The sequence below is a fragment of the Methylobacterium sp. J-118 genome (genome assembly GCF_057836565.1).
Map to the genome: position 1 here is coordinate 3,635,410 of NZ_JBYQFA010000001.1, position 20,465 is coordinate 3,655,874.

20 protein-coding genes and 1 riboswitch are annotated in these 20,465 nt (G+C 71.2%); of the genes, 9 read left to right on the plus strand and 11 right to left on the minus strand.

Annotation, left to right across the window (positions count from 1 at the left end; all coding sequences use genetic code 11):
• Nucleotides 1-18 precede the first annotated feature (18 nt).
• Genes cobW through AC3IF3_RS17555 form a run of 4 tightly spaced genes read right to left on the minus strand, consistent with a single transcriptional unit; the run spans nucleotide 19 to nucleotide 2,380 of the window.
• Nucleotides 19-1,053, minus strand: a complete 1,035-nt coding sequence (gene cobW / locus AC3IF3_RS17540; protein WP_489229687.1) for a cobalamin biosynthesis protein CobW — start codon at nucleotides 1,051-1,053, stop codon at nucleotides 19-21.
• Nucleotides 1,050-1,451, minus strand: a complete 402-nt coding sequence (locus AC3IF3_RS17545) for a DUF1636 family protein (protein ID WP_489229688.1) — start codon at nucleotides 1,449-1,451, stop codon at nucleotides 1,050-1,052. Before AC3IF3_RS17545 ends, cobW begins: the two co-directional genes overlap by 4 nt.
• On the minus strand, nucleotides 1,444-2,181 hold the full coding sequence (locus AC3IF3_RS17550) for a CbtA family protein (RefSeq protein WP_243967188.1): 738 nt from the start codon (nucleotides 2,179-2,181) through the stop codon (nucleotides 1,444-1,446). Before AC3IF3_RS17550 ends, AC3IF3_RS17545 begins: the two co-directional genes overlap by 8 nt.
• A gap of 16 nt (nucleotides 2,182-2,197) precedes the next feature.
• Nucleotides 2,198-2,380, minus strand: coding sequence for a CbtB domain-containing protein (locus AC3IF3_RS17555; RefSeq protein ID WP_489229689.1), 183 nt, complete (start codon nucleotides 2,378-2,380; stop codon nucleotides 2,198-2,200).
• A gap of 35 nt (nucleotides 2,381-2,415) precedes the next feature.
• Nucleotides 2,416-2,610: riboswitch (cobalamin riboswitch) on the minus strand.
• Nucleotides 2,611-2,726: 116 nt separating this feature from the next.
• Between AC3IF3_RS17555 and AC3IF3_RS17560 the strand changes: the two genes are divergently transcribed.
• The gene (locus tag AC3IF3_RS17560) at nucleotides 2,727-3,740 is read left to right on the plus strand and encodes a DUF4424 family protein (protein WP_489231326.1); all 1,014 of its coding nucleotides are present in this window, start codon (nucleotides 2,727-2,729) and stop codon (nucleotides 3,738-3,740) included.
• Nucleotides 3,741-3,801: 61 nt separating this feature from the next.
• Here the strand turns inward: AC3IF3_RS17560 and AC3IF3_RS17565 are convergent, their stop codons facing one another.
• The 4 genes from AC3IF3_RS17565 to secG all read right to left on the minus strand — a co-directional run bounded on the left by AC3IF3_RS17565 (nucleotide 3,802) and on the right by secG (nucleotide 8,075).
• A complete protein-coding gene (locus AC3IF3_RS17565; RefSeq protein WP_489229690.1) occupies nucleotides 3,802-5,385 on the minus strand; it encodes a S10 family peptidase in 1,584 nt (527 codons plus the stop codon).
• A gap of 2 nt (nucleotides 5,386-5,387) precedes the next feature.
• The gene (locus tag AC3IF3_RS17570) at nucleotides 5,388-5,840 is read right to left on the minus strand and encodes a DNA polymerase III subunit chi (RefSeq protein WP_489217480.1); all 453 of its coding nucleotides are present in this window, start codon (nucleotides 5,838-5,840) and stop codon (nucleotides 5,388-5,390) included.
• A 57-nt stretch (nucleotides 5,841-5,897) separates the two neighbouring features.
• Nucleotides 5,898-7,526 carry a CTP synthase gene (pyrG, locus tag AC3IF3_RS17575; RefSeq protein ID WP_243973816.1) on the minus strand — a complete coding sequence of 543 codons (1,629 nt, stop codon included), beginning with the start codon at nucleotides 7,524-7,526 and terminating at the stop codon, nucleotides 5,898-5,900.
• A gap of 147 nt (nucleotides 7,527-7,673) precedes the next feature.
• The gene (gene secG / locus AC3IF3_RS17580; protein WP_243973815.1) at nucleotides 7,674-8,075 is read right to left on the minus strand and encodes a preprotein translocase subunit SecG; all 402 of its coding nucleotides are present in this window, start codon (nucleotides 8,073-8,075) and stop codon (nucleotides 7,674-7,676) included.
• A 247-nt stretch (nucleotides 8,076-8,322) separates the two neighbouring features.
• Between secG and AC3IF3_RS17585 the strand changes: the two genes are divergently transcribed.
• Nucleotides 8,323-8,769, plus strand: coding sequence for a nuclear transport factor 2 family protein (locus tag AC3IF3_RS17585; protein ID WP_489229691.1), 447 nt, complete (start codon nucleotides 8,323-8,325; stop codon nucleotides 8,767-8,769).
• Between the two features lie 43 nt (nucleotides 8,770-8,812).
• Here the strand turns inward: AC3IF3_RS17585 and ppk2 are convergent, their stop codons facing one another.
• Together ppk2 and tpiA are read right to left on the minus strand one after the other, a co-directional pair.
• Complete coding sequence (ppk2, locus tag AC3IF3_RS17590) at nucleotides 8,813-9,724, minus strand: polyphosphate kinase 2 (RefSeq protein WP_489229692.1); 912 nt, start codon at nucleotides 9,722-9,724, stop codon at nucleotides 8,813-8,815.
• Nucleotides 9,725-9,811: 87 nt separating this feature from the next.
• Nucleotides 9,812-10,573 (minus strand): triose-phosphate isomerase, encoded by a 762-nt coding sequence (gene tpiA / locus AC3IF3_RS17595; protein ID WP_243973812.1) that lies wholly within the window; start codon nucleotides 10,571-10,573, stop codon nucleotides 9,812-9,814.
• A 185-nt stretch (nucleotides 10,574-10,758) separates the two neighbouring features.
• Between tpiA and AC3IF3_RS17600 the strand changes: the two genes are divergently transcribed.
• The 7 genes from AC3IF3_RS17600 (at nucleotide 10,759) to AC3IF3_RS17630 (ending at nucleotide 18,567) form a co-directional block, all read left to right on the plus strand.
• Nucleotides 10,759-12,660 (plus strand): SurA N-terminal domain-containing protein, encoded by a 1,902-nt coding sequence (locus AC3IF3_RS17600; protein ID WP_489229693.1) that lies wholly within the window; start codon nucleotides 10,759-10,761, stop codon nucleotides 12,658-12,660.
• 3 nt (nucleotides 12,661-12,663) lie between these two features.
• Nucleotides 12,664-14,184 (plus strand): anthranilate synthase component I, encoded by a 1,521-nt coding sequence (gene trpE, locus AC3IF3_RS17605; protein WP_489229694.1) that lies wholly within the window; start codon nucleotides 12,664-12,666, stop codon nucleotides 14,182-14,184.
• 96 nt (nucleotides 14,185-14,280) lie between these two features.
• Nucleotides 14,281-14,895: an anthranilate synthase component II gene (locus tag AC3IF3_RS17610; protein ID WP_489231327.1), complete on the plus strand. Its 615-nt coding sequence runs from the start codon at nucleotides 14,281-14,283 to the stop codon at nucleotides 14,893-14,895.
• 35 nt (nucleotides 14,896-14,930) lie between these two features.
• On the plus strand, nucleotides 14,931-15,968 hold the full coding sequence (gene trpD / locus AC3IF3_RS17615) for an anthranilate phosphoribosyltransferase (protein ID WP_489229695.1): 1,038 nt from the start codon (nucleotides 14,931-14,933) through the stop codon (nucleotides 15,966-15,968).
• A complete protein-coding gene (trpC, locus tag AC3IF3_RS17620; RefSeq protein WP_489229696.1) occupies nucleotides 15,965-16,846 on the plus strand; it encodes an indole-3-glycerol phosphate synthase TrpC in 882 nt (293 codons plus the stop codon). Before trpD ends, trpC begins: the two co-directional genes overlap by 4 nt.
• A 3-nt stretch (nucleotides 16,847-16,849) precedes the next feature.
• Entirely contained in the window at nucleotides 16,850-17,341 is a 492-nt protein-coding gene (gene moaC, locus AC3IF3_RS17625; RefSeq protein WP_489229697.1) for a cyclic pyranopterin monophosphate synthase MoaC, read from the plus strand.
• Complete coding sequence (locus tag AC3IF3_RS17630; RefSeq protein ID WP_489229698.1) at nucleotides 17,338-18,567, plus strand: molybdopterin molybdotransferase MoeA; 1,230 nt, start codon at nucleotides 17,338-17,340, stop codon at nucleotides 18,565-18,567. The genes moaC and AC3IF3_RS17630 overlap by 4 nt, the downstream gene beginning before the upstream one ends.
• Here AC3IF3_RS17630 and AC3IF3_RS17635 read toward each other — a convergent pair.
• Complete coding sequence (locus AC3IF3_RS17635; protein ID WP_489229699.1) at nucleotides 18,539-20,359, minus strand: hypothetical protein; 1,821 nt, start codon at nucleotides 20,357-20,359, stop codon at nucleotides 18,539-18,541. The genes AC3IF3_RS17630 and AC3IF3_RS17635 overlap by 29 nt on opposite strands.
• Nucleotides 20,360-20,465 lie beyond the last annotated feature (106 nt).

A 20,465-nucleotide genomic window follows, 5' to 3' on the forward strand; every position in this document is an offset into this window, starting at 1 on the left:
GGGCGCGCACGACGGATTTCATCCCGCGAGCGCCGCCGCCACGGCGTCCCGGTCGAAACCCTTCAAGCCGATCACCACCAGCGTGCCGTCCCGGGCCTCGCCCGACCGCCAGGGCCGGTCGAAATGGTGGACGACGCGACGCCCGACACCCTGCACCACGAGGCGCATCGGCTTGCCCTCGACCTCGGCAAAGCCCTTGATCCGCAGGACGCCCGCGGTCTCCGCCGCCGCCTCGACCCGGGAAGCGAGGTCGGCGGCCGTCACCGCCGGGCGGATCGGCAGCGCCACGGTCTCGAAATCGTCGTGGTCGTGATCCTCGCCGTCGCCGTGATGGGAGGGCCGGGCGTCCAGATCGTCCTCGGCCGCCGCGCCGAGGCCCAGCAGCACGCGGGGGTCGATGACGCCGTTCTCGGTCTCGACCACCTTCACGGCGCGGGGCAGATGGCCCTCCACTTCGGCCCGGACCCGGGCGCGGGTCGCGGCGTCGATCAGGTCGGCCTTGTTGAGCACCACGAGGTCGGCGCAGAGGAGCTGGTCCTCGAACACCTCTTCCAGGGGATTGTCGTGATCGACCGACTGGTCGGCGGCCCGCTGGGCGGCCAGCGCCTCCGGATCCTCCGCGAAGGCGCCCGACGCGACCGCCGGCCCGTCCACCACCGCAACGACGCCGTCCACCGTGACCCGCGAGCGGATCGCCGGCCACTGGAAGGCCTGGACCAGGGGCTTGGGCAGGGCGAGGCCGGAGGTCTCGATCAGGATATGCTCCGGGGGCTCGGCGCGGCTGAGCAGCGTCTCGAGCGCCGGAACGAAATCGTCCGCGACGGTGCAGCAGATGCATCCGTTCGGTAGTTCGACGATGGAATCTTCGGTGCAGCCCTCGACCCCACAAGCGGCCAGGAACGACTTGTCGAAGCCGACATCCCCGAACTCGTTGACCAGGATCGCCAGACGCCGCCCCTTGGCGTTCTCGACCACGTGGCGCACGAGCGTCGTCTTGCCCGCGCCGAGGAAGCCCGTGACGATGGTGCAGGGGATCTTGGCGACGAGGGTCATTCCGCGGCCTCCAGGGTGCCGGCCTGAGGCGGGCTCGGATCGGGAAAAGGGGGGATGCGCGCGATCACCCCGGTGCGGAACGCCGCGGGACGCTGCCGCCACGGCACGATGCCGTCGGGGGTCTTCGCGTAGGCGGACAGACCGTCCAAGATGATCTCGGCGGAGGCGGCCGGATCCAGGTCGCCATACACGTAGGTCCAGCGGTCGGCCGAGGCGACCGCCACCGTGCAGGGCCGCTTGCACACGGACAGGCACTCCGCCGGCTCGATCCGCAGGTCGGGCGCGTCGCCGGCCCGGTCCCGCAGGGCGTCGAGAAGCCGGGCTCCGGCCCGGGGACCGTCAGGATCGTCGCCCTCGCGGCGGCAGGTGGTGCAGACGTACAGTATGGTCTCAGGCACGGGCGACCCCGCGCGCCGTCTCGCGGCCGAAGACCTGCCAGGCCCGGCCGAGCCCGAGGCCGATCAGCATCCAGAACACGAAGCTGATCGCCAGCGAGCGGGCGGCGAACTGCGCCGCCAGTGCCGCCGGAAGTTCGGACGCGCCCTCGGGTGCCTGGGGCGCCCCGGCCACGTGCGGGGCGATGATCAGGACGAGCCCGCCCAGGATCGCGATCAGCGTGCGGCGGATCGCGATCAGGTACAGGCCCATCCCGGTCGCCGCCGCGGTCATCAGCCACCAGGCCTGCCGGATGGCCAGCGGCGCGGCCTCGCTGCCGGGCAGTTCGGGGGGCAGCCCGAGGCCTGGCGCCAGGGCGACGCTCGCGAAGCCCGCCACCGCGAAGGCGAGGGCAACCTGCGGCGTCGGTTCGCGCCCGCAGGCCAGCATGACGGCGCCGAGCAAAAGGGCGTAGCCGACGCCGCCGACCAGCGTCGCCAGCGCGGTGAACGCCATCCGGGGCAGGCCGGGAGCGGGCTCCCAGTCGGGTGCGGCATCGGGCGCCGCGTGGTCGTGGCCGGCATGGGCCAGCACGATCGGCAGGGCACGCGCGGCCTGGTGGCTCGGCTCGGCATGCTCATAGCGCTCGGCCGCCACGATCAGCGGCGACGTGAGCGTGAGTTCGAGGCCCGTCACGACGACGGCCGCGAGGAAGCCGGCGGCCAGAGCCGCCGACAGAAGCCGGATGATCATCCCTGTGACGATGGCGTCAGTGGCAGGGGAAGTTCTGGGTATGCCGGAAGTCGTGCGCCGCGTTGTGGAACGCGATCGCCGGCGAGAAGCCGACCATGAACAGCAGGCCGAGGCCCAGGATGGCCGCGAGCACGACGGCGACCGGGCGCTCCGACGAGCGGGCACCGACGGCGACGGGGGCGAGGGTCGAGGTGGTCATCGAGTGTGTCTCCAGCCGCCCCACCGGCGGCATTGCGGGATCCTGTCGTGACGGCAGGTCTCCTGGCTCGCGGGTCGACGCACCTGCCGCCTTCCCGGATCGCTCCGGTGGCCCTCTGGCAGACGCTCACCGCTCACAGTTGCGGGGGCAGCCGCGGATTCGAGGCTCGCGCCCCTCACCGCATTCCCTTTTCACCCCGTCGCCGGGGCACCGTCACGCGATCGTTGTAGACGCATGACAGCTCTCGCACAACGGAGGCGTGACGGAATCCTGTCCGCATCACCGGGGACGGCGCTGAGCGGCCGCGCCGGCCATCGGATTCTCGAGACCCTTGAGCGTGATCGTGATGAAAACCCCGTCGCTGGCCCTCGCCCTCCTCATGGCGGCGTCCTTGCCCGGCCGGGCCGAGGACACCGTCGCCGCGCTCAAGGCGGGCGGGCTCATCCTGGAGACGACCGGCCCGATCGCCCTTGTGGCGGAGGACCTGACCCTGTCCGAAACGGCCGTGCAGGCCGATTACCGGTTCCGCAATGCGACCGGGGCCGATATCGAGGCGACCCTCGCGTTTCCGATTCCCGACATCGTCGGTGGTCCCGGGATGGCCGTGGCGATCCCCGATCCGGCGCATGACAACGTCCTCGGGTTCGACGCCGCGGTCGATGGCCAATCCGTCCCGTGGCAGGTCGAGCAGCACGCCTTCCTGACGCGGGATGGCCGGCCGGTCGAGATCACCGGCGAACTCGCGGACCTCGGGATCCCGCTGGTGCCGACCGTCGACGCGACGGCTGGCGCCCTGCGCCGCCTCCCGGAGAGCCGGCGCCGTCTTCTGATCGAGGCCCGCATCCTCGATCGGCAGGAGCACGCGGACGGCACGCTCGCGGACGTCCCGCTCTGGACGCTGAAGTCGCGGTTCTGGCGGCGGCAGGCGTTCCCGGCCGGGCGGGAGCTCGCGGTCCGCCAACACTTCGTGCCGAGCCTCGCCAGCCAGTCCGGCCTGTCCTTCGGCTCCCCGGATCTGGGGCCTGCGGCGATGGCCGGCTATGCGGACCGATTCTGCACGGATCCGGCCTTCGCGCGGCTCGCCCAGAGCCTGTACCGCCGGGCGAGTGCCGACGGCAGCCGGTCCTTTCAGGCCTACGAGGAGTCCCTCTCCTACGCGGTTGCCCCCGGGCATGGTTGGGCCGGGCCCATCGGCACGTTCCGGTTGATCGTGGACAAGGGTGATCCCGCGACGATGGTCTCGTTCTGCGGCAGCAACGTCCGGAAGACCGGGCCGACGACCTTCGAGATGGTGGTGAAGGACTACGTCCCGCAGCGGGATATCGACATTCTCTTCCTGAAGACGACCACGCGGGGCTGAGCCGGTTCGCGGACGCATTGCGAACCGCGCGACGTCCTCCGGACCCGCCCGGTGCCGGGCGTCAGGGTGCGTCCCTCGTGCGCTCGGTCGGGATGGCCGTCGGGCCCGCATCGCGCGCCTTCACGGCCTCTGCGTAGAGACGCTCCACGTCCCGGTGGAACGCCGCGCGGGAATCCGGGCGCGTGTAGAACATGTGGCCGCCCGGGTAGACCGACAGGCTCAGGCGGCCAGCGCCGTAGGCCGGCACCTGTGCGAGCAGGAGCTTCGAGGCGAAGTAGGGCGTCACCAGGTCGGTGAAGCCGTGCGCGACGAGGACGCGCAGCTTGCCGTCGAGCGCCAGCACGCCCTTGAGGTTTGAAAGAACCTCCGGCGCCTGCCGCCCCGAACCCCAGCTCCAGCCATGGTTCACCGCATTGTTCAGGAGCTCGTAGCGCATATTCGGCACGGGCCATTTCAGCGTACGGGCATAGAGATCGAGCATGGCGCTGGTGAGTGGAGCCTGGAGCGCCGTGAGCTGGGGATCCTCGAAGCCCGACTGCACCGCGTCCGGGTTCGGATCCCATCCGGTGATCCCGGTGTCGTAGGCGCTGGCGACGCGACCCTCGGCCCGGTCGATCTCACGCTGGACGCTGCGGGTCGACAGCCGTGCGGCCTGCCCGCGTACGAGGGTGGCGTCGAGCCCGACCATGGGGGCGACCTTCTCGGTCATCCGCGCCACCGCGCCGGCATCGGCCGGGCCCTTGAGAAGGTCGGCGAGATAAGGGCCGGACGCGTAGGCTTCCGACTCCCCGAGCAGGGCCGGCGTCGGCACGGTGCCGCTCCGCTCCAGGGCGCCGGCGGCGAGGGAGGGCAGCTTGAGCACGTAGCCCCAGGGATTGGCCCGCGGCATCTCGAGCCAACCGAAATCGAGAACCGGCGACAGCAGCACCATCCCGGACAGGCCGACGCCGATCTCCTCCTGCAGCTTCTCGGCGATCAGCGGCCCGCGGAAACCGCCGTAGCTCTCGCCCACGTAGAATTTCGGGCCGGAGATCCGGTCATTGACCCGAAGGTACCGGGCGATCACCGCCGCCAGGGTCGCGGCATCGGAATCCACGGACCAGTAGGCCTTGCCATTGCCGTCCACCGCGCGGCTGTAGCCGGTCCCGACCGGGTCGATGAACACGAGGTCGGTGAAGTCGAGCCATGTGCCGTCGTTCGAGGCCAGCGCCACCGGCTGCGACGGGCTGATGCTGGCGCCCCCCGTGGGCAGCCGCCAGGGGCCGATCGCGCCGATGTTGAGATAGGCCGACGACGCCCCCGGGCCGCCATTCACCGCGAAGGTCACGGGGCGCATCCGCCCGGCCTCGGGCGCCACCGTATAGGCGACGTAGGCGATCTCGGCCTGGAGCTTGCCGGCCTCGTCGACGAGGGGCAGGCTGCCCGCGGTGGCGGTGAAGTCCAGGGTCCGGCCGTCCGGGAGCGTGATGCTCTGCTTCGTCGTCGAATCCGGCGGCAGGCGGCGTCCCTCGGGGCCGCGGGGGGCCGCCCTGGCCTCAGCGGGGGGATGGCCGTGCGGCGCATCCTCGGCCCGGAGCGGCGGGGATCCGGCGAACGCCAGGGCGAGGCCGAGGACGGCGCGGGCGAGGGGGCGGCTGAGGATCACGGTCAGGCCTTCTTGTTCCAGCGGCCCGAATCGTCTTGCTGCCAATAGGCCACCGCGTGGCCGGCCTCCTTGGCCTGCCGCCACTGCTCGCGGGCGCGCAACAGGGCGTCCTGATCGGTGCCGTCGAACAGGATGCAGATCCGCGCATAGGCATCGGCATCCGGCGGAAGGTCGGCGCCCTCCACGAGGAATCGGATCGAGGCGGTGTTGGGATTGACGTCGCGTAGGGTCAGTACGACCGGCTGGCTGCCCGAATCGGGCTCGCGGTCCGTGCCATGTGGAAGGAAGCTCTCGTCGGAATAGGTCCAGAGGTGGTCGTCAAGAGCTTGGAGCCGCTCTTCCGTGGCCGCCTGGATCGCGGCCTGCCAGCCGCGCTCGAGGGACCGCTCGACGAGGTTGGGCAGGACCCGCTCGAGCGGCTGCCGCTGCATGTGGTAGAAGAGGATCTCGGTCACGTCGGGTGGCATATAGGGCTACGGGCCGCGACGCGAGCAGCGGCGCGCCGCCGCGGCTCACACCAGGCGGCTCTGCTCGATCGCCGCGCCGACGAAGCCCTTGAACAGCGGATGCGGCTCGAACGGGCGGGACTTCAGCTCCGGGTGGAACTGGACACCGATGAACCACGGGTGCCCGACATGCTCCACCGTCTCGGGCAGGAGCCCGTCCGGGGAGACGCCCGAGAACCGCAGGCCCTTGGCCTCCAGCCGCGCCCGATAGGCCATGTTGACCTCGTAGCGGTGGCGGTGGCGCTCGGAGATGTGCTCGGACCCATAGATGCCGGCGATCTTCGAATCCGGGTCGAGCTTCGCCTCGTAGGCGCCGAGCCGCATGGTGCCGCCGAGGTCCCCGACCGCGGCGCGGCGCTCCAGCTCGTTGCCGCGCAGCCACTCGGTCAGCAGGCCGACCACCGGCTCGGCCGTGTCGCCGAACTCGGTCGAGTTGGCCTCCGGGAGCCCGGCAAGCGACCGGGCCGCCTCGATCACCGCCATCTGCATGCCGAAGCAGATCCCCAGATAGGGGACGCGCTTCTCGCGGGCGTAGCGGGCCGCGCGGATCTTGCCCTCGGCCCCACGCTGGCCGAACCCGCCCGGGACCAGGATGCCGTTCAACCCCTCCAGGAACGGCGCGGGATCCTCGCGCTCGAACACCTCGGCCTCGATCCATTCGAGGTTGACCTTCACACGGTGGCTGATGCCGCCATGGATCAGCGCCTCGGTCAGCGACTTGTAGGCGTCCTTCAGGCCCGTGTACTTGCCCACGATCGCGATGGAGACCTCGCCCTCGGGGTTGCGGACGCGCTCGGCGATGGTCCGCCAGCGGCCGAGATCCGGCTCCTCGCCGTGATCCAGGCCGAAATGGCCGAGCACCTCCCGGTCGAGGCCGGCGGTCCGGTAGGAGAGCGGCACCTCGTAGATCGACGCGACGTCGAGGGCCTCGATCACCGCGCTCTCGCGGACGTTGCAGAACAGGGCGAGCTTGCGCCGCTCCTCGACGGGGATCGGCCTGTCGCAGCGGCAGAGCAGGATGTCCGGCTGGATGCCGATGGAGCGCAGTTCCTTCACGGAATGCTGCGTCGGCTTGGTCTTCAGCTCGCCCGCGGACGGGATGAACGGCAGGAGCGTCAGGTGGACATAGGCGCAGGTGCCCCGGGGCAGCTCCTGTCCGAGCTGGCGGATCGCCTCGAAGAACGGCAGGCCCTCGATATCGCCCACCGTGCCGCCGATCTCGACGAGCACGAAGTCGAAGGCGTCGTTGCCCTCCAGAACGAAGTCCTTGATCGCGTTGGTGACATGCGGGATCACCTGGATGGTGGCGCCCAGATAGTCGCCCCGCCGCTCCTTGGCGATGATGTCCTGATAGATCCGGCCCGTGGTGATGTTGTCGGCCCGGCTCGCCGGCACGCCGGTGAAGCGCTCATAGTGGCCGAGGTCGAGGTCGGTCTCGGCGCCGTCGTCGGTGACGAAGACCTCGCCGTGCTGGGTCGGGCTCATCGTGCCCGGATCGACATTGAGGTAGGGGTCGAGCTTGCGCATCCGAACCCGGTAGCCGCGGGCCTGGAGCACCGCTGCCAGGGCCGCCGAGGCGAGTCCCTTGCCGAGGGAGGAGACCACGCCGCCGGTGATGAAAACGTACCGCGTCATGGGCCTCGGTCCATAAAGAAGCTGTCGGCGTTTGCCAAACGGCGAATGCCCCGGCCCGTGTATGGACTGGGGATCACGCAGCGCATGGGCCGGACCGGCGTCGCACCGATCAAGCGTGGGAGGGGTGAGTCGCGTCGCCTCGCGCGGTCAGCGCGATTGCGGCGCGTCCGGAACCGCCGGCTGGGCCGGTGCGGTGTTCGGGACCCGGTCCTGCTGCTGGCGAAGGGAGTCGAGGAGGTTGTCGGCGCCGGTCGGCTGCTTGGCGGGCTGGCCCGAACTCTGCGGCGCGCCGGTGTCGAGGATCGACTTCGGCGCCCGCGACCGGTGCGACAGGACCGCGAGGAGCAGGCTGGTGGCGAAGAATAGTGCTGCCAGGATCGCGGTGGCCCGCGTCAGGGCGTTGGCCTGGCCGCGGCCGGTCATGAAACCCGCGACGCCACCGCCGCCACCGCCGCCGAGACCGAGGCCGCCCTCGGAGCGCTGCAGCAGCACCACGCCGATCAGCGCGAGGACGATGATGAGGTGGACGACGATCAGGACGGTCTGCATCGGTATTCCGAAAACGTCTTCAGGTTCGCGCTTGGGGCCCGGGGGACGGGCGCTGGCGCGGGGCGGCCGGTGCATCCGGCAACGGCCGCAAATCTGCGCCGGCCATACACCACTCGTGGTCCCGCGCCAACTTTATGATCCGGCCAGGCCTGTTTCCCGCAGCCCTCGCGCCGACGGCCCGGCTGTGGTCTGTCTCAGAGCGAAGGACGGCCCGATTCAAGCCGCTGTCCCGCCCGGGAAGGACGCCATGCCGATCTCACGCCGCTTTGCGCTGACCGCTGCCCTCGCCACACCCATCCTGGTGCGGGCGCGTCCGGGGACGGCCGCGAGCCCGGACGGCTCCGCCGTGGAGGAGGCGGTCGATGCCCTCACCAAAGCCCTGCTATCCGGGGACGGCGCCGCCCTCGATGCGCTCACCCTCGACGGGCTGAGCTACGGCCATTCCAGCGGCCTCGTGCAGGACAAGGCCGCCTTCATCGCGCCGCTCGCCAGCAAGCGCGCGACCTTCCCGAGCATCACCCTGTCGGACCGGTCGGTCTCGGTGGTGGGCGACGACGCCATCGCCCGGCACGTGTTCAGCGGCGAGGCTGTCACCGACGGCAAGAGCGCCCCGGTCCATATCGGCGTGATGCAGGTCTGGCACCGCGACGCCGGCCGCTGGCGCCTCCTGGCGCGCCAGGCCTACAAGATCTGACCGACCGCTCCCGCCCCGGATTTTTTCCAGGCCGGGCAGCCGCTCAGTACCGGGACGGGACGTGCATCTCCGCCGCGATCGGCGCCCGGATGTAATCCGCGTTGCGGACCCGCGCCGGCAGTTCGACCGGCGGATGCTCGACCGTGCCATAGGGTATCTGATCGAGCAGATGGCTGATGCAGTTCAGCCGCGCCCGCTTCTTGTCCACCGCCTCGACCACCCACCAGGGCGCCTCGGGGATGTGCGTGCGCGCCAGCATGTCCTCCTTGGCGCGGGTGTAATCCTCCCAGCGCCGCCGGGATTCCACGTCCATCGGCGAGAGCTTCCACTGCTTGAGCGGGTCTGCGATGCGCATGTGGAAGCGCAGGGCCTGCTCCTCGTCGGTGATCGAGAACCAGTATTTCAGCAGCACGATGCCCGAGCGCACGAGCATCCGTTCGAATTCCGGCACAGAGCGAAAGAATTCCTCCACATCCGCCTCGGTGCAGAAGCCCATGACGCGCTCGACGCCGGCACGGTTGTACCAGGACCGGTCGAACAGCACGATCTCGCCGCCGGCGGGCAGATGGGCGATGTAGCGCTGGAAATACCACTGCGTGCGCTCGCGCTCGTTCGGCGCGGGCAGCGCCGCCACCCGGCAGACCCGGGGGTTCAGGCGCTGGGTGATCCGCTTGATCACACCACCCTTGCCGGCCGAATCGCGCCCCTCGAACAGGACGACCACGCGCAGCTTGTTGTGCTGCACCCAGTCCTGGAGCCGGACCAGTTCGTGCTGGAGGCGCAGCAGCTCACGAAAGTAGAACCGGCGGTCGAGGCCGCCTTCGGTCCCGCCTTCGAGACTGTCCAGACGATCCTCTTCAAATCCAAGTTCGATTTCCTCGGCGTAGCTGTCGAGGATCTCGCGACGGATCGTATCCATCAGCGTGGCATCGGTCAGGTTTTGATGGTCCGGCATGATTCGAATCGCGGTGGTTGAACACCGCGATTCTTAAGCAGGATCGTGTGACAGCTCCGAGAAGCTTGGCCTGCAATGTCCGCAGGCTCAGGCGTAGGCGGCGCAGATCCCGAGGAAGTCCTCGGCCACGAGGCTGGCCCCGCCGACCAAGGCTCCGTCGACATTCTCCACGGACAGGAGTTCGCGGGCATTGCCCGGCTTCACGGACCCACCGTAGAGGATGCGGATCTTCTGCGCCTCGTCACCCACGAGCTTGTCGAGCATCTCCCGGAGGGACGCGTGGACCTCGGCGATGTCGCGCGGGGTCGGGGTCCGGCCCGAGCCGATCGCCCAGACCGGCTCGTAGGCGATCACCGTGTCGGCCGCCCGGGCACCCTTGGGCAGGCCGATGGCGAGCTGGGCGCGGACGATGTCGAGGGCCCGGCCCTGCTCGCGCTCCTCGATGGTCTCGCCCACGCAGATGATCCCGCACAGGCCGGCGCGCCGGGCGCCGAGCGCCTTGGCGTGGACCCCGTCGTCGGTCTCATGGTGATAGGCCCGCCGCTCGGAATGGCCCACGATCACGTAGCGGGCGCCGAGATCGGCGAGCATCTCGGCCGAGATCGATCCGGTGAAGGCCCCGCTCGGCCGGGCGTGGAGATTCTGGCCTCCGATGGCGATGGGCGAGCCGGCGGCCTCGGCGACGCAGGCACTGATCAGGGTCGCGGGCGGGCAGATCAGCACGTCGATGCGGGCGGCCAGCTCCGGCGAGAGGCCGTCGCGGATCGCCTGGACGACCTTGAGCGAGTCCCGCGTGCCGTTCATCTTCCAATTGCCGGCGACCAGCGGCCTGCGCCCCGACTGCGTCATCCCTGGCTCCGCTCCGCCCCACCTTCCGCAAGTTGCCGCGGCCTACCAGAGCGAGCTTGAGCGTGCAAACGCGGCTGCGCCGCCGAGCCTTTGCCTGTGGACGCGAATGGTCTATCGCGGTCGGCTCTCAGGGATGGTGCCGGCCCGGCGACGGGTCGGCCGCCGAAGGTATCCGATCACAGACCATGCTCCAGGGCATCCGCAACGCCAGCCAGCACTGGCTCGGCAAGATCGTCTTGACGATCATCTTCACGCTGCTCATCGCGGGCGTCGGGATCTTCGGCGTCGAGGAGTTCTTCCGGGGCGGCTCCAGCAACAACGTGGCCACGGTCGGCAGCACGCCGATCACCGCCGAGCAGGTGCGCCAGGCCTATCAGAACCAGATGCAGCGCTATCAGGTGCAGCTGAAGCGCGCGCTGACCCCCGATCAGGCACGGATGCTCGGCCTCGACCGGCAGGTGATGTCACAGCTGATCACCGAAGCCGCCCTCGACCAGAAGACGCACGATCTCGGCCTCGCGGTGCCGGACGCCTCGGTGATCCGGGCGATCCACGACGAGAAGAGCTTCCAGAACCAGCAGGGCCAGTTCGAGCCGCAGCTCTTCTATCAGACGTTGCAGCGGGCGGGCCTGAACGAGGGGATGTTCGTGCACGAGCAGCGCGCGGTGATCGCGCGGCTCCAGTTGGCAGAGGCGGTCTCGTCCGACCTGCACGTGCCGGCGGCTATGCGCGAGGCGGTCCATCGCTACACCACTGAGCGCCGGTCCGCCGCTTATCTGATGCTGACCCCCTCCACGGCCGGCCAGATCCCGGACCCGACCGAGGACGAGCTGAAGGGCTGGTACGAGGCCAACAAATCGGGCTTCCGTGCGCCGGAATTCCGGACGGCGAACCTGCTCGTGGTCGATCCGGACACGATGGCCAAGCCCGACGCGATCAGCGACGCGGACGCGCGCGCCGCCTACGCGCTGAACAAGGACCGTTACGGCGCCCCCGAGAAGCGCACGATCCAGCAGATCGTCTTCCCGGACAACGCCGCCGCGGAAAGCGCGCGCAAGGCGATCGAAGACGGCTCCAAGACCTTCGAGGCGGTAGCGGCCGAGCGCGGCACCGACGACAAGGATCTGACGCTCGGCACGCTCACCAAGGCCGAGCTGTTCGACAAGTCCGTGGGGGACGCGGCCTTCGCGTTGCCCGAAGGCGGCGTGAGCCAGCCGGTCCAGGGCCGGTTCGGGACCGTGCTGCTGCGCGTGACCAAGATCGAGCCCGGCACGGTGAAGCCCTTCGAGGCGGTCGAGGGTGAGATCCGGAAGGGATTGGCCCTGGCCCGCGCCCGCGACGCGATCGAGACCACCCGCGACGCCATCGAGGACCAGCGCGCCGCCGCCAAGCCGCTGACCGACATCGCCGCCGAGCGCGGCCTGAAGATCGTGACGGTCAAGGCCGTGGATACCAACGGCAAGGATCCGGAGGGCCGGAAGGTCGGCGACATCCCCGATCCGGACACGACCCTGCCCGCCCTGTTCCGCGCCGAGATCGGCGGCGACAACGAGCCCCTGCGCACCAAGGCCGGCGGCTACGTCTGGTACGACGTCACCGGCATCGACCCCGCGCACGACAAGCCGTTGGATCAGGTCAAGGACGGCGTGACCGCGGGCTGGAAGGCCGGCGAGACCGCCAAGCGCCTCCAGGCCAAGGGACGCGAACTGGTCGAGAAGCTGAACACGGGCGCGACCCTCGAGGCGGTCGCCCAGGAGGCCGGCGTCAATCCGCAGGAGGCGCAGGATCTCGCGCGCAACCAGGCCAAGGACATGCTGACCGCCGACGACGTCAACCTGATCTTCGCGACGGCGGTGGGCAAGGCCGGCACCGCGGCGGCGGCCGATTCCCGTGCGGTGTTCAAAATTACGGCGGCGACCATGCCGGCCTTCGTGGCCGACAGCCCGAGCGACCGGACCATCACCCAGAACTTCCAGGCGGCCCTCGCCGACGACGTGCTGTCGCAGTACATCGCCGAGGTCCAGAAGAACGCCGGCGTCAAGATCGATGCAGCGGCTCTGCGCCGCGCGCTGGGCGGCGAGTACTGACATATGGCCGAGGCGCCTGACGACGCGGCCTTCGCGGAGCGCTACGCGGCTGGGCAGCCGAGCCTCGTCGCGCTGACCCTGGTGGCAGATCTCGAGACGCCGGTGGCGGCGTTCCTGAAGCTGCGCGACCGCCATGCGGGCCCGGCCTTCCTGCTCGAATCGGTCGAGGGCGGCGCCGTGCGCGGCCGCTACTCGATGATCGGGCTCGATCCGGACCTGATCTGGCGCTGCCGCGACGGCGTGCCGGCGATCGCGCGCGGCCCCGATCTCGACGCCTTCGCGCCGGACGACCGGGCGCCGCTGGCCAGCCTGCGCGCCCTGATCGCCGAGAGCGCCATCGGCGACGTGGATGGCCAGGACCTGCCGCCGATGGCCGCCGGCCTGTTCGGCTATCTCGGCTACGACATGGTCCGCGCCATGGAGCGGCTGCCGGAGCCCAACCCCGATCCCCTCGGCGTTCCGGACGCGATCCTGGTCCGCCCGCGGGTGATGGTGGTGTTCGACGCGGTGCGCGACCTGCTGACCGTGGTGTCCCCGGTGCGGCCGGCGGCGGGCATCCCGGCCCGGGCGGCCTACGAGGCCGCGCTCCAGCGCCTCGACCGGGTGGCGGAGGCCCTGGAGGGACCGCTGCCGATCGAGGCCCGGGTCGACCTCGCGGCGGTCGCCCATCCGGAGCCGGTCTCGAACACGGCGCCGGAGGCCTTCGCCGCCATGGTGGCACGAGCCAAGGACTACATCGTCGCCGGCGACGTGTTCCAGGTGGTGCTGTCGCAGCGCTTCTCGGCGCCGTTCACCCTGCCGGCCTTCAGCCTGTACCGGTCGCTCCGGCGCACGAACCCGGCCCCGTTCCTCTGCTATCTCGACTTCGAATCCTTCCAGATCGTCTGCTCCTCGCCGGAGATCCTGGTGCGCGTCCGCGACGGCACCATCACCGTGCGGCCCATCGCCGGCACCCGCCGCCGGGGCGCGACCCCGGCCGAGGACGCCGCGCTCGCCGAGGAACTGCTGGCCGATCCGAAGGAGCGTGCCGAGCACCTGATGCTGCTCGATCTCGGTCGCAACGATGCCGGCCGGGTCTCGCGGATCGGCAGCGTGCGGGTGACGGACTCGTTCTTCATCGAGCGCTACAGCCACGTGATGCACATCGTATCGAACGTCGAGGGCGACCTCGATCCGCGGCACGATCCCCTCGACGCCCTGGCGGCGGGCTTCCCGGCCGGAACGGTCTCCGGGGCGCCCAAGGTGCGGGCCATGGAGATCATCGACGAATTGGAGCACGACAAGCGCGGCCCCTATGCCGGCTGCGTCGGCTATTTCGGCGCGCGCGGCGAGATGGACACCTGCATCGTGCTGCGCACGGCCGTGGTGAAGGACGGGCGGATGCACGTCCAGGCCGGCGCGGGGATCGTGTACGATTCCGATCCGGCGTCCGAGCAGCAGGAATGCGTCAACAAGGCCAAGGCGCTGTTCCGGGCCGCCGAGGAGGCGGTGCGGTTCGCGGCTCAGGCCAAGCGGGGGCAGTGAGCCGATCCCGCCGCCTGCGCGCGCCGCGCTGCCTACGCGGTTGACCGCTCCGCCCCGAGCGGTCACATCGCCTGCATGCCCGAGCGTGCCGCCGCGATGCCCAATGTCCTCGTCATCGACAATTACGATTCCTTCACCTGGAATCTCGTCCACCTGATCGGCCCGCTCTGCGGTACGATCGAGGTCGCCCGCAACGACGCGACCAGCATCGCGGACATCCGCAGCCGGGCCCCCGACGCGATCGTGCTCTCGCCGGGCCCCTGCACGCCGAACGAGGCCGGCATTTGCCTCGACGTGGTGCGCGAGCTGTCCGACGAAATCCCGATCTTCGGCGTCTGCCTCGGCCTCCAGGCCATCGGGCAGGCCTTCGGGGGCGATGTGGTGCGCGCGCCGCTGCCGCTGCACGGCAAGGTCTCGACCATCCGGCACGGCGCCAGCGGCCTGTTCCGCGGCCTGAACGATAGCTTCGAGGCGACGCGCTACCATTCCCTGGTGGTCGACCGCGCGAGCTGCCCGGCGGCGCTCAAGGTCACCGCCGAGGCGGACGGGCTGATCATGGGGCTCGAGCATGCCGAGCGCCCGCTCCACGGCGTCCAGTTCCACCCGGAGAGCATCCGGTCGCAGCACGGCACGGAGATCGTGAAGAACTTCCTCGATCTCGCCGCCGCCTGGAACGCGGCGCGTGACAGGACCCGCGCCGGCGTGCATTGACGGCCGGAGGCCGGGGCGGCCCTCCGACAGAATCTATGGACAGTTTCAGACCCCATCTCGCCAAGGTCGCCGGGGGCCACGCCCTCGACCGGGCCGAGGCGCGCGCGGCCTTCGACGACCTGCTGTCGGGCGCGGTGACCCCGGTCCAGGCCGGTGCCTTCCTGACCGCCCTCAAGGTGCGCGGGGAGACCGTCGAGGAAATCGTCGGCGCCGCCGAGGCCATGCGCGCGCGCATGACCCGGGTGGCGGCTCCGGAGGGCGCCGTCGACGTGGTCGGCACCGGCGGCGATCAGTCCGGCAGCGTCAATGTCTCGACGCTCGCCGCCATCCTGGTGGCCGCCTGCGGCGTGCCGGTGGCCAAGCACGGCAACCGCGCCGCCACCTCCCGCTCCGGCGCCGCCGACGTGCTGGCCGCCCTCGGCGTGCGGCTCGGCCTCGACGCGGCGGGGCAAGCGCGCTGCCTGGCCGAGGCCAACCTGTGCTTCCTGTTCGCGCAGGCCCATCACCCGGCGATGCGCCACGTGGCGGCGATCCGCTCGGAACTGCCGGTGCGGACGATCTTCAACCTGCTGGGCCCGCTGTGCAATCCGGCGGGCGTCGCCTGCCAGCTGTTCGGCGTCGCCCAGGAGGCGCTCGCCGAGCCGCTGACCCGGGTGCTCGCGGAACTCGGAAGCCGCAGGGTCTGGACCGTCCACGGCTCCGACGGACTCGACGAGATCACCGTCACCGGCCCGACCCGCGTCGTCGCCCTCGATGACGGCCGGATCTCTCGCTTCACCATCGACCCGCGCGACCTCGGCCTGGCGTTGCGGGCGCCCGAAGAACTGCGCGGGGGCGATCCCGCCGACAATGCCCGGGCGCTGGAGGCGGTGCTGGCGGGCGCGCGCAACGCCTACCGGGACATCGCGGTTCTCAACGCCGGGGCGGCACTCGTCGTCGCGGGGGCCGCCCCGACTCTGGCGGACGGGCTCGCGCGGGCGCACCATGCGGTCGATTCCGGGGCGGCCCGGGCGACCCTCGCCCGCCTCGTCCAGGCCTCGAACGACCACGCCACCGGGCAGGAGGGCCGATGAGCTCGCTGACGCAAGAGGCGAATCGCGATACGGTCGCTGAGACGCCCTCCGAGCGGCCCAACGTGCTCGCCCGAATCGAGGCCTACAAGCGCCGGGAGATTGCCGAGGCGAAGCTGCGCGTGCCGCTCGCCAAGCTCGAGCGCAAGGTCGCGCAGGCCGATCCGGTGCGCGGCTTCGCGGCGGCGATCCGCGCCCATCTCGCCGAGGGGCGCCCGGCGCTCATCGCAGAGGTGAAGAAGGCCTCGCCCTCGAAGGGCCTGATCCGGGCCGATTTCGACCCCAAGACCCTCGCCGCCGCCTACGAGGCCGGCGGCGCCACCTGCCTGTCGGTCCTCACCGACGAACCCTCGTTCCAGGGGCGGCCGGACTATCTGACCGCGGCGCGCAAGGCCTGCCGGCTGCCGGTGCTGCGCAAGGACTTCCTGTTCGAGCCCTACCAGGTCTACGAGGCCCGGGCCTGGGGCGCCGACTGCATCCTGGCGATCATGGCCTGCCTCGACGACGACGAGGCCATCGCCCTGGTCGAGACGGCGCACCTGCTCGGGATGGACGTCCTCGTCGAGGTCCACGACGAGGCCGAGCTCGCCCGGGCGATTCCCCTGGGCACGGCGCTGATCGGCATCAACAACCGCAACCTGAAGACCTTCGAAGTCTCGTTCGAGACCGCGATCCACCTCAAGCCCGGTATCCCCGAAGATCGGATCGCGGTCGCCGAGAGCGGCATCGGCGACCACGCCGACGTGATGCGTCTCCGGGAGAACGGTCTCGGCGTGGTCCTGGTCGGCGAGAGCCTGATGCGACAGGCGGACGTGACCGCAGCGACTCGCGCGCTGCTCTTCGGCGACGGTGAGGACCCCAAGGCCCGGATCAAGGGCTGAGCGATGGAGCCCGGCACGACGCTCACCCATCTCGACACCAGCGGTGCGGCCAACATGGTCGACGTCACCGACAAGCCCGCCACCGACCGGACCGCCCGGGCGGAGGGCTGCATCGTGATGCGGCCCGAGACCCTGGCGCTGATCCGAGAGGGCGACGCCAAGAAGGGCGACGTGATCGGAACCGCGCGGCTGGCCGGCATCATGGCGGCCAAGCGCACCCACGAGTTGATCCCGCTCTGCCACCCGCTGCTTCTGTCCAAGATCCGGGTCATATGTGAGCCCGACGACGCGCTGCCCGGCCTGCGGATCGCCGCCGAGGTGCGGGTCCAGGGCCCGACCGGGGTCGAGATGGAGGCGCTGACCGCCGTCTCAGTGGCCTGTCTGACGGTCTACGACATGGTGAAGGCGGTGGATCGCGGCATGCGGATCGAGGGCATCCGGCTCGTTGCCAAGGATGGCGGCCGCTCCGGCGCCTACCGGGCGCCTCTGGCATGAGCGGCCTGATTCCGGTCGCCGAGGCGCTGGCGCGGGTCCTGGCGAGCGTTACCGGCCCCGTCGAGGCCGAAACCGTGCCCCTGGCCCAGGCCGCCGGGCGGACGCTGGCCGCCGACATCGTCGCCACCCGGACGCAGCCGCCATTCCCGGCCTCCGCCATGGACGGCTACGCGGTGCGCGGCACCGACGCTGCATCGCCGGGGGCAACCCTGCGGCTCATCGGCACCAGCGCGGCCGGCCACGGCTTCTCGGGACGCATCGGCCCCGGCGAGGCGGTGCGGATCTTCACCGGGGCGCCGGTGCCCGATGGCGCGGACGCGATCCTGATCCAGGAGGACGCACAGGCCGAGGGCGAGACCGTGCGGGTGGTCGAACCGGTCGAGCCGAACCGGTTCATCCGCCGCGCCGGGCTCGATTTCACGGCCGGGGAGACGCTGCTCACCCAAGGCCTGACCCTCGACGCGCGGCGCCTCGCCCTGGCGGCGGCGGCCGGCCACCCGCGCCTGCCGGTCCGGCGCAGGCCCCGGGTGGCGATCCTGGCCACCGGGGACGAGCTGGTGGCCCCCGGGGAGAATCCCGCCTGGGATCAGATCGTCGCCTCGAACAGCCTCGCCCTCGGCGCGCTCGCCACCGAGGCGGGGGCGGAGATCATCGATCTCGGCATCGCGGCGGACGACCATGCGGCCCTCGCGGACGCCTTCCGCCGCGCCCGCGAAGCCCGGGCCGACCTGCTGGTGACCCTCGGAGGCGCGTCGGTCGGCGACCACGACCTCGTCCAGGCTGCGCTGGCCCGGGAGGGGCTGGAACTCGGCTTCTGGCGGGTGGCGCTCCGGCCCGGCAAGCCGCTGATGCACGGCCGCCTCGGCGACATGCTGGTGATCGGGCTGCCGGGAAATCCGGTCTCGTCGATCGTCTGCGGGCTGCTGTTCGTGGTGCCGGCGATCCGCGCGTTGCAGGGCGATCCCCGGGCCGGCGAAGACCGCAGCGAGGCGGCGACGCTCGGCCGCGACCTCCCGGCCAACGATGGACGGGCCGACTACATGCGCGCGCGCCTCGCCGTCACGCCGGGCCGGCTTCCGGTGGCGACTCCGGAGCAGCGCCAGGATTCCTCGATGCTGGCGGTGCTGGGCCACGCCGAGGCGCTGCTGATCCGCGCGCCGCACGAAGCCGCCGCCCGGGCCGGCGATCCCTGTCGGATCATCCGGCTCGACCGACGCCTGCTCTGAGCGGCTCCGGCTTCACCCGCCAGACCTTGAGCGTACCGGGCAGGTCGAGAGGCTCCAGCCGATCGGATCGCGCAGCGCCGTCGGTGAGCCGCGTGGCGAAGGCGGGCTCCGCCTGGAGGTCCTCGGCCGGGCGGGCCGGGCAGGCAACCACGTAGCGGATCGCGAACGTCGTCAGCACGTGCTCCAGATCCGCCTGCGTGCCACCCAGACCCTCGATCGCCGCAATCAGCCCCGGGATCGCCCGATGATACGGCGCGGCTACGATCCGGTGCGGCGTGTGCAGCAGGATCGCCGGTCCCATGACGATCGGCGCCAGGACGGTGCCGGGCGGGAGGGCGCCGAGGGGTGCCAGGGCGGCCTCGCTCCGGCAGGCGACCGCGCCGGCGGGATCGGGGGCCGTCCGCGCGGCCGGGGCCAGCGCCTCGGCCAGGAGCGCGGGCGCCATCCAGAGCGAGCTTATGAGGCAGCCGCCGAGGAGCGCGAGACCCCAGCGGGGTAGACCGGCCCGGGCTCCAGCATCCTGCGCGAGCGCGCGGTCGAGGACGGCCCCCGCGACCAGCGGCACGAAGCCGGAGGCGATGTAGAGCCCCCGGAACTCGAACAGGCCGAGGATCAGGCCCGGCCAGAGGAATAGTGCCGCCACCGACCAGGCACGCCGCTGCGGCCCGCGCCACGCCATCCAGGTCGCAGCGAACGCCGCGAGCAGCACCACCGGATAGAAGACCAGGGCCTCCCACTGACCCTGGGCGATGAACTTCGGGAGCGAGGCCATCTCGTTCACCGTCAGTAGCCAGCGGGTCCGGACGAGGGGCGGCATGTCCGGGAAGGGCCCGCCCAGGCAGGTCGGGAAGGCGAGGGCGAAGCCGTCGAGCAGGATCGCGCCGCCGGCCGCCGCCAGGGCGGCGCGCGCCCGCATCGACCCGAGACGGTCGCCAGCTGCGGCCGCGGAGACGGCGAAGAGCAGGCCGCCGAGGGCGATCCACAGCCAGGGTAGCGAGAGCGCATCGCAGCGCGGAGCCCCCCAGAGCCCGGGATCCGTCTGCACGGCGAACAAGACTGGCGCGGCGATCCCGAGCCCGAGGCCGAACCCGGCCAGGACCCGAAGCGCCGGACGGCCGCGCAGGCACCAATCCCCCACGAGGAACAGGGCCGCCGGGGCGATGGACGGCAGACCTTCCAGCCCCACCGCCAGCGACAGGGCCGCAAGACCGCCGCCGACGAGACCGCTCCGGAATCCGCCGTGGATCATGCAGAAGGCGAGTCCGAGGATCGCGATGATCTGGACGTTGTGGTGGTCGACCCGCCCGGCGGCGAATTGGATGCCGACCCCGAGAGTCTGGGTCGCCGCGATGACGGCCAGCACAGCAGCGCGGCCGCCGAAACGCGCCCGGGTGCCGCGATGGAGCACGCCGCAATAGAGCGCGAACAGCAGCGCCGGCCACAATGCGGCGGCCAAGCCCTCCGCCAGGGTCCGGCCGGCGAGGGGCGTCAGGGCCAGGATCAGCCCGGCGATCGGGGCATCCACGAGGCGCGACCAGTGGCTCGATACGCCTCCGGGCGGGAGGAAGCGGTATTGGACGTTGTCGTACCAGCCCTGGCCCGCGAGCAGATCGCGCACCGCGACGAGCCGCATGGCGTCGTCGGTATCGGGCACGCGCAGGTGCCGGATCGTGTCCCAGATGTCCTGCGGCGCGTTCATGGTCGCCAGCGACAGGGCGACGAGCAGCCACAGGAACGGGCGCGGATCGAGCCGTGCGGCGCGGGCGGGGATCGGATCCGCCGAAGCGGGCATGGCGGACACCCAGACGAGCGGCGGGCCCCTCGACCCGGAACCGGGCGCGGCCACGCCTGTCGCCCGGTCGAGGCGCCGGGCATGATCGGCGTACTTCTGTTGCGCG

Bases quoted from the DNA above. Each gene is read 5' to 3' on its own strand.
- cobW (WP_489229687.1), bottom strand. From the start codon at position 1,053: ATGACCCTCGTCGCCAAGATCCCCTGCACCATCGTCACGGGCTTCCTC.
- AC3IF3_RS17550 (WP_243967188.1), bottom strand. From the start codon at position 2,181: ATGATCATCCGGCTTCTGTCGGCGGCTCTGGCCGCCGGCTTCCTCGCG.
- AC3IF3_RS17555 (WP_489229689.1), bottom strand. From the start codon at position 2,380: ATGACCACCTCGACCCTCGCCCCCGTCGCCGTCGGTGCCCGCTCGTCG.
- AC3IF3_RS17560 (WP_489231326.1), top strand. From the start codon at position 2,727: ATGAAAACCCCGTCGCTGGCCCTCGCCCTCCTCATGGCGGCGTCCTTG.
- pyrG (WP_243973816.1), bottom strand. From the start codon at position 7,526: ATGACGCGGTACGTTTTCATCACCGGCGGCGTGGTCTCCTCCCTCGGC.
- secG (WP_243973815.1), bottom strand. From the start codon at position 8,075: ATGCAGACCGTCCTGATCGTCGTCCACCTCATCATCGTCCTCGCGCTG.
- AC3IF3_RS17585 (WP_489229691.1), top strand. From the start codon at position 8,323: ATGCCGATCTCACGCCGCTTTGCGCTGACCGCTGCCCTCGCCACACCC.
- ppk2 (WP_489229692.1), bottom strand. From the start codon at position 9,724: ATGCCGGACCATCAAAACCTGACCGATGCCACGCTGATGGATACGATC.
- tpiA (WP_243973812.1), bottom strand. From the start codon at position 10,573: ATGACGCAGTCGGGGCGCAGGCCGCTGGTCGCCGGCAATTGGAAGATG.
- AC3IF3_RS17600 (WP_489229693.1), top strand. From the start codon at position 10,759: ATGCTCCAGGGCATCCGCAACGCCAGCCAGCACTGGCTCGGCAAGATC.
- trpE (WP_489229694.1), top strand. From the start codon at position 12,664: ATGGCCGAGGCGCCTGACGACGCGGCCTTCGCGGAGCGCTACGCGGCT.
- AC3IF3_RS17610 (WP_489231327.1), top strand. From the start codon at position 14,281: ATGCCCAATGTCCTCGTCATCGACAATTACGATTCCTTCACCTGGAAT.
- trpD (WP_489229695.1), top strand. From the start codon at position 14,931: ATGGACAGTTTCAGACCCCATCTCGCCAAGGTCGCCGGGGGCCACGCC.
- trpC (WP_489229696.1), top strand. From the start codon at position 15,965: ATGAGCTCGCTGACGCAAGAGGCGAATCGCGATACGGTCGCTGAGACG.
- moaC (WP_489229697.1), top strand. From the start codon at position 16,850: ATGGAGCCCGGCACGACGCTCACCCATCTCGACACCAGCGGTGCGGCC.
- AC3IF3_RS17630 (WP_489229698.1), top strand. From the start codon at position 17,338: ATGAGCGGCCTGATTCCGGTCGCCGAGGCGCTGGCGCGGGTCCTGGCG.
- AC3IF3_RS17635 (WP_489229699.1), bottom strand. From the start codon at position 20,359: ATGCCCGCTTCGGCGGATCCGATCCCCGCCCGCGCCGCACGGCTCGAT.